The organism is Algibacter agarivorans (assembly GCF_039543245.1).
GTDB classification, from domain to species: domain Bacteria; phylum Bacteroidota; class Bacteroidia; order Flavobacteriales; family Flavobacteriaceae; genus Algibacter_G; species Algibacter_G agarivorans.
Genome location: NZ_BAABJJ010000003.1, coordinates 63,473 through 70,392 on the forward strand (window position 1 = coordinate 63,473; position 6,920 = coordinate 70,392).

The following is a 6,920-nucleotide window of genomic DNA, read 5'->3' on the forward strand; positions in this document are numbered from 1 at the left end:
TTAAGTTTTAAATTGAAAGTTGTTTTATTTTTTGAGAAGTTCGTTTAACGGTCTCGGCTATTCGTAGTGCGGGAGATTGGAAGCGTTAGTTTCCATCTTCGCACGATTATAAACGAGCCTTGATTTATATTTTGTTAATTTTTAATATAAATATAAACAAGCGAGTGGAATGGGAACAGGCACTTTACTTTAATCGACTAAAACCCGCATTGCGTATAGGCATTGTTAGCCATTCGTTATTTTTTTTCACGAAATCCATTCTCAGTTATTACCTCAATTCTGGCAGTATTTGATTCAACTTCAGCTTTTGTAAACCAAGCATCACGCAATTCTTTTTTAGAGAATAATTCTAACTGGTCGCCATTATGAGGGGAGTCTTTTTGAGTCGCATTACCATAAGATAATAAAACTTTTGCTCGAACTTTATCACCGAACTCAATGACACCGACCCAAGAATCTCCGCCACCTACAAACATATTGTTATCATCAGCTCCACCCGGCCAGGCAACTCGAAAAACTCCCAAAGAGCCATCTATACCATTTGCTGGTAGGTTTATGCCATTATAGTTTATTCTGTAATAATCTCCCCAATCAGTATCTAAACTTCCAAAGTTGGTTTCAACTTCGATAGCAGCCTGCTCCAATAACTGAACGGCTCTATCTGTATCTGCAATCCCATCCGGCGTAGTGTTTGGAGAATCCATACTCCATTGTTCGGTATAATTGGCGCTTCTCCAGACATTGAACTTAAGTGCCCAAGTGTAGAATAAAAGCATGCCCTTACTGTCTGCGTTAGCTTCTCGACCCCAATTCTCCAGTACTTTTTTAGCTTCCTTTGCTTTCTTCGAATTAGAAGCATCGACAGCAGCAAACAAATCATCTAAAATTCTATCTGCAAATTCTAGGCGTGTTGAAAGTTTGTATTCGACTAGTTCGTCAAAAGTTATTGATTCATCCTCAATAAGCATCCTTGCTGAACGCTGGGGTCTAAAAGGCATGTATTGGGGAGCCATATAGCCGGGATAATCTTCAGGGTTTAGGATTGTTGGTATGGTGCAGGTCCATGGTGGATCGTTGGCATTTTGAAGCCATCCACCGACAGGATTTTTTACTTTGGGAAGGTCCGTATAATCATGAACTTCTGTCCATATATCCGCCGATTTTCCACCAGGAATCACGCGGTCCCAATACTTCCATGCATCAGTCGCTCGTTTTGGAACCAAGCCATTGAACAAATAGAAAATCTCACCTTGCTTATCGGCATACATCACATTCCAAAATGGGATTTGAGCCATTTCTAAAGCCTCCTCAAATTCATCAAAGGTGGAACTGTTGATCATACGCCACCATTGCAAAAACATATTAGGTCTATCCAAACCAACCATACGCAATGCCAATACCTTGTCTTCGGTTTTATTGACCACTGGTCCGTGAACTGTTTTCATCAGCTGAACTTCTTGGTCCAACATCGTACCATTCTCTTGCTTTATTTTGATCACTTTTGATAAAACCTCAAACTCTTTTCGTTCGCCATCCAGTAGGTAGCCACCGTCTTTTAGTTCTAGCTCATATGTGTCGGCATTGTCAATGGTATTGTCAGTATGACTCCAACCGAGATTTTCATTAAAACCAATTACAATGCCAGGCAAGCCAACGGGTATTGAACCGTACATGTTTTTCCCGTTTAAATTCAGATGTGACTCAAAAAACAAAAATTCTCGCCACCATGGTAAATGTGGATTTTGAACCAACATAGCATTACCTGAAGCCGAACGCTTTGGTGCAATCGCGTAGGTGTTTGAACCCATGTCCGGCCATTGTTGCACGCGTCCTAGGTCTTTCCCTCCAATAAAACGTGTAAAAATGAGATACAAGCCGTGCATATTCATATCCTTAGTAGTTAAGGGCAGTACGACTTTATTTTTATCGGCAATGGCTTCAGGGTGCGCTGCTGCATATGCATTCATCCCTTTTATAAAAGAGGTATAGATGGCTTTGATTTCAGGATCTTGTATTTCGGCCCAATCATCGGCCAATTGGTCAAAACCAAGTGTATGAATAAGCATATCATTTTCGAACTTCTCCTGACCCCAATATTGGGCGCCTTTTCCTCTAGAGCTTCCGTAGAGTTCTAAAACAAGGTTGGCATGATTATGCATTTGAGCCCATCCTTGGGCAAAGAATAATTCTTCTGTAGTCGTTGCAGTAATATGTGGAACACCCCAAGTGTCCCATGCAATTTGGGTTTCTATTTTTTCTTGTTGGGTACATGAAGCCGTTAAAAAAGAAACTACAATAAGAGTAAAAAAAATATTGGTTTTCATATTTCGTTTATATAGAAGTTGGTCTGTTTTTCATAATGATGGCTAATGTTCTTTACGGATATGAAATCGTTTTAATGTTTTATATCCGACGTTAAACGAAGGTAGCTGAAATTTTTTACAAAGTCAAGCGTTGCGCTAAATTGCTAGTGTAAATATTGAACACATTATTCCCAATTCAAAAAAATCAAAATTGTATTTTTACAAAAACTTCAAAAATGAACTCCAGAGCAAGCCAATTAAAAGCATTTGATAGATTATTAACCATAATGGATGAGTTGCGCGAACAATGCCCGTGGGATAAAAAGCAAACCATGGAAACATTGCGTCACCTTACTATTGAAGAAACTTACGAACTTGGAGATGCCATTCTAGACAAAGATTTAGAAGAAGTTAAAAAAGAACTTGGCGATGTATTATTGCACATTGTATTTTACTCCAAAATAGGAAGCGAAACCAAGAATTTTGATATCGCCGATGTATGCAACAGCATTTGCGAAAAACTAATCAATAGACACCCGCATATTTACAGCGATGTTAAAGTTGAAAATGAAGAAGATGTAAAACGCAATTGGGAAAACTTAAAACTTAAAGAAGGCAAAACAAGTGTTTTAGAAGGTGTGCCAAAAAGCTTGCCTGCACTGGTAAAAGCAAACCGAATTCAAGAAAAAGTAGCTGGTGTTGGTTTTGATTGGGAAGAACCAAATCAAGTATGGGAAAAAGTAGAGGAGGAGTTAAATGAGTTTAAAACTGAAGTACAATCAGGAAATCAAGACGCCATGGAAAGTGAATTTGGCGATGTTATATTCTCAATGGTCAACTACGCTCGATTTTTAAATATCAACCCCGAAAATGCTTTGGAACGCACTAATAAAAAATTCTCGAAACGCTTTCAATACCTAGAAGAAAAAGCAAAAGGATTAAACAAACCATTAAAAGATATGACGCTTTCCGAAATGGATGTATTTTGGGAGGAGGCAAAGCGATTACCAAAATAGGAATTAGAAAATCTGTGATTTTCAAATACCAACAAGGAAGAGGTAAAAAAAAACTTTAACCGTTTTATAATGTTTTTTACCTTAAATAGGTGTTGAACATTTTTTTTAGCCATATATTTAGACAAATAAATGGCTTTAACTCTTCATAATGTTTAACAAAAAATATAACACAGTAATTTATATTGTGGTTTTATTATTTGCATCTAATTTTTGTTGGTCTCAAAATGCAGCACCTGTATTATCAGCCTCAGGAAATCAGCCCTATTGCCCAAAGAGCCAAATTAATATTGTTACCGATTTTGATATTGTCGATCCAGATGATACAGATATGGAATCACTTTTTATACAAATCTCTACAGGGTATGTGCAAGGCGAAGATACTTTAACCCTAACAGGGTCCCACCCAAATATATTAACTTCATGGAATTCAACCGAGGGTAAGCTAAAGTTATTTGGTATCGGATCAGCGTTTGTAAGCTATGCCGATTTAATTGCAGCAACAAAAGAGATAGTTTTTCAAAGCATAAGTAACAACCCTTCTGATAAAGTTTTTTCAATAACTATTGGGCTTGCCAACTTTTTGCCTTCAACAGGTCATTATTATGAGTATGTTCCATCAATTGGCATTACTTGGACTTCTGCTAAAACAGCTGCAGATATTAAGACATATTTTGGCTTACAAGGATATTTAGCGACAATTACATCGGCAGAAGAGGCGCAATTATCAGGAGAACAAGCTTCTGGAGCGGGTTGGATTGGTGGTAGTGATTCCCAAACCGAAGGTATTTGGAAATGGGTTACTGGACCTGAAGCGGGAACTGTTTTTTGGAATGGTGGTATAAATGGTTCTACCCCTAATTATGCTTTTTGGAATACAAATGAACCCAATCAGTTTGGGGACGAAGATTATGCACATGTAACAGCACCAGGCGTTGGAATAGCAGGGTCATGGAATGATTTAACTAATACTGGTGGAGCTAGCGGTGATTATCAACCGAAAGGTTATATTATGGAATATGGCGGGCTTCCTGGAGATCCTAGTTTGAATATTTCAGCAAGTTCAAGTATTTATACGTCACTTATTAGCGATAGCGAGGCGGCAACTATTTGTGGAAGTGGTTCTACCAGTCTAAAAGCAACAGCTTCACAAGGTGATGTATTATGGTTTGATGCTCCTACTGGTGGTGTACAATTATACAATGGCGATGTTTTTACAACGCCAACCTTAAATTCAACGACAACCTATTATGTTTTAGCCTCTGTTAATGGATGTGTCGAGGGAGAACGAACAGCAGTTACAACCACAGTTATAGAAATACCAAGTATAGATTCAGTAAGTAGTGATTTAATATGCGATTCTGGTTCAGGAACTTTATCAGCTACAGCATCTTCAGGTACCATTAATTGGTATGATAGTTCTTCTGGAGGTGTGTCTCTACATACTGGGTCGTCTTTTATAACGCCTACTCTAAATTCTACAACAACGTATTATGTCGATGCTACAATTAATGGATGTACAACTTTAACTAGAACTCCTGTTACATTAACTGTTCAGGTTACACCATTACCTGCAGCAAACACAATTCAAGGCTTTTGTGATATTGTGCAAGCTACCATTTCAAATATTGGAATTACTGGAAGTTCTGTATTGTGGTATACATCAGCCTCTGGTGGAATACCTCTGGACACTTCAACATTGTTAACAACAAATACTACTTACTATGCAACCCAAACTATTAATAATTGTGAAAGCATAGATAGATTACCAGTAAATGTTATTCTATACGAAACCGTTGTTTTGCCACCAACATCTAACGTGCCAATTTTAAATGCGTGTGATTCTATGGCAGATGGTGATGATACAAACGGTTTTGCAACTTTTGATTTAACAGCCAACGAGACCATACTATTAAATGGGAAAGATGCATCAAACTATTTGTTTTATTATTATACAGATTCTGCGTATACTGCTCCAATTACAACTCCTAATAATACTTATTTAAATACTATTCAAGGGGGCCAAACAATTTATGTTAGAATTGTTAATACGCTTAATAATTTGTGTTTTACAGATACTTCTTTTGATATTGTTGTAAATGAATTACCAGTAGTTCAGCCTAATGTTATTTTGAAAAATTGTGATGAGGATGGTTCTTCAGATGGATTTACAGATTACAATTTAACTGAAGCTAATGCTATCATTACAAATAATAATTCAGAAGGACTTGATATAACATATCATTTAAACGCTTCTGATGCCAATTCGGGAACTGATGTTATTGATGCTTCATTATTTAATAATTCAACAGCAAATATGGTGCATGCTAGAGTTGAGAATAATATGGGGTGTTTTAGAGTATCTCAGGTAAATCTTCAAGTTTCTACAACTGCTTTTTCCAACGGATATTTGCAAGAATTAGATACTTGTGATGATGCTAGTACTGATGGATTCCATGTTTTCGATTTAAATTTAGCATCGGATGATTTTATTTCAGAATTCCCGTTGGGCCAAAACTTAAGTGTAAAATATTATAGAAATTTAAATGATGCCCAATTAGAGCAAGATGAGATATTGGAGGTCAATGGTTTTACAAATGAAACACCTTTTTCTCAGTTATTATATGTGCGTGTTGAAAGTGATGATAACGGTGAGTGTTTTGGACTTGGCCCTCATTTATTATTAACGGTACATCCAAAACCAGAGTTTGAAGTCGATCAAACGGAAATATATTGTTTAGATAATAATCCAATTTCATTGTTTACCTATAATCCCAGTGGTAATTATTCATATGAATGGAAAGATATTAATGGAACCGTAGTGAGCACGTTGCCAAATGCCAGTGTCCTTTCAGGAGGGGTTTATACAGTAATAGCAACTTCTGTTTTTGGTTGTGAATCATTTCCTGCTTCTTTTGATGTTGTAGAGTCGGCTATGGCAACTATAGATTTAGATGATATTACGATTGTAGAATTATCAAACAATAATAGTATCAGTATTGATAATGACAATAATAATTTAGGTATTGGGGATTATGAATTTTCATTGGATGATATAGATGGTCCCTATCAAGACGTACCTTTTTTTGATAGCGTAGGAGCTGGAGCGCATATCATTTATGTGAAAGATAAAAATAAATGTGGTATTTCAAGTTTAGAAGTATTTATTCTAGGTTTCCCTAAATTTTTCACTCCAAATAATGATGGAAATAATGATACTTGGCAAATTAAAGGGATGGGGGCTGATTTTTTAGGTGCCTCAAAAGTGAGTGTTTACAATCGTTATGGAAAATTAGTTAAACAATTAAATGCTAAAAATGGTATTTGGGATGGTACATTTAAAGGGCTGCAATTACCAAGTTCAGATTATTGGTTTATTGCGGAATTGATTGAAATTTCTGGGAGTGTTAAAATTTACCGAGGACATTTTAGTTTAATTAGATAACAAAAAAACCAGAATAAATGAATATTCTGGTTTGAATTAATTTATGTAAAAACGGTCAACCTATTTTAGGATGAACTTAAAGTGTAATAATTAGGCACTTTCAGAAGTAAGTCCAAAAACTATTCATTTTTAAAAAGGATTGGAGTATTATTCATATTT

The 6,920-nt window shown here is 36.3% G+C and carries 3 protein-coding genes; 2 read left to right on the top strand and 1 reads right to left on the bottom strand.

The window, feature by feature from the left end:
- Positions 1-236: 236 nt before the first annotated feature.
- Positions 237-2,324 (bottom strand): acylase, encoded by a 2,088-nt coding sequence (locus ABD935_RS01590; protein ID WP_345189775.1) that lies wholly within the window; start codon positions 2,322-2,324, stop codon positions 237-239.
- Positions 2,325-2,539: 215 nt separating this feature from the next.
- Here ABD935_RS01590 and mazG point away from each other — a divergent pair, with 215 nt between their 5' ends.
- Together mazG and ABD935_RS01600 are read left to right on the top strand one after the other, a co-directional pair.
- Entirely contained in the window at positions 2,540-3,319 is a 780-nt protein-coding gene (gene mazG / locus ABD935_RS01595; RefSeq protein ID WP_345189776.1) for a nucleoside triphosphate pyrophosphohydrolase, read from the top strand.
- A gap of 148 nt (positions 3,320-3,467) precedes the next feature.
- Positions 3,468-6,761, top strand: a complete 3,294-nt coding sequence (locus ABD935_RS01600; protein WP_345189777.1) for an Ig-like domain-containing protein — start codon at positions 3,468-3,470, stop codon at positions 6,759-6,761.
- Positions 6,762-6,920: the final 159 nt, after the last annotated feature.

Coding starts and splice junctions, on each gene's coding strand:
- mazG (WP_345189776.1), top strand. CDS start 2,540: ATGAACTCCAGAGCAAGCCAATTAAAAGCATTTGATAGATTATTAACC.
- ABD935_RS01590 (WP_345189775.1), bottom strand. CDS start 2,324: ATGAAAACCAATATTTTTTTTACTCTTATTGTAGTTTCTTTTTTAACG.
- ABD935_RS01600 (WP_345189777.1), top strand. CDS start 3,468: ATGTTTAACAAAAAATATAACACAGTAATTTATATTGTGGTTTTATTA.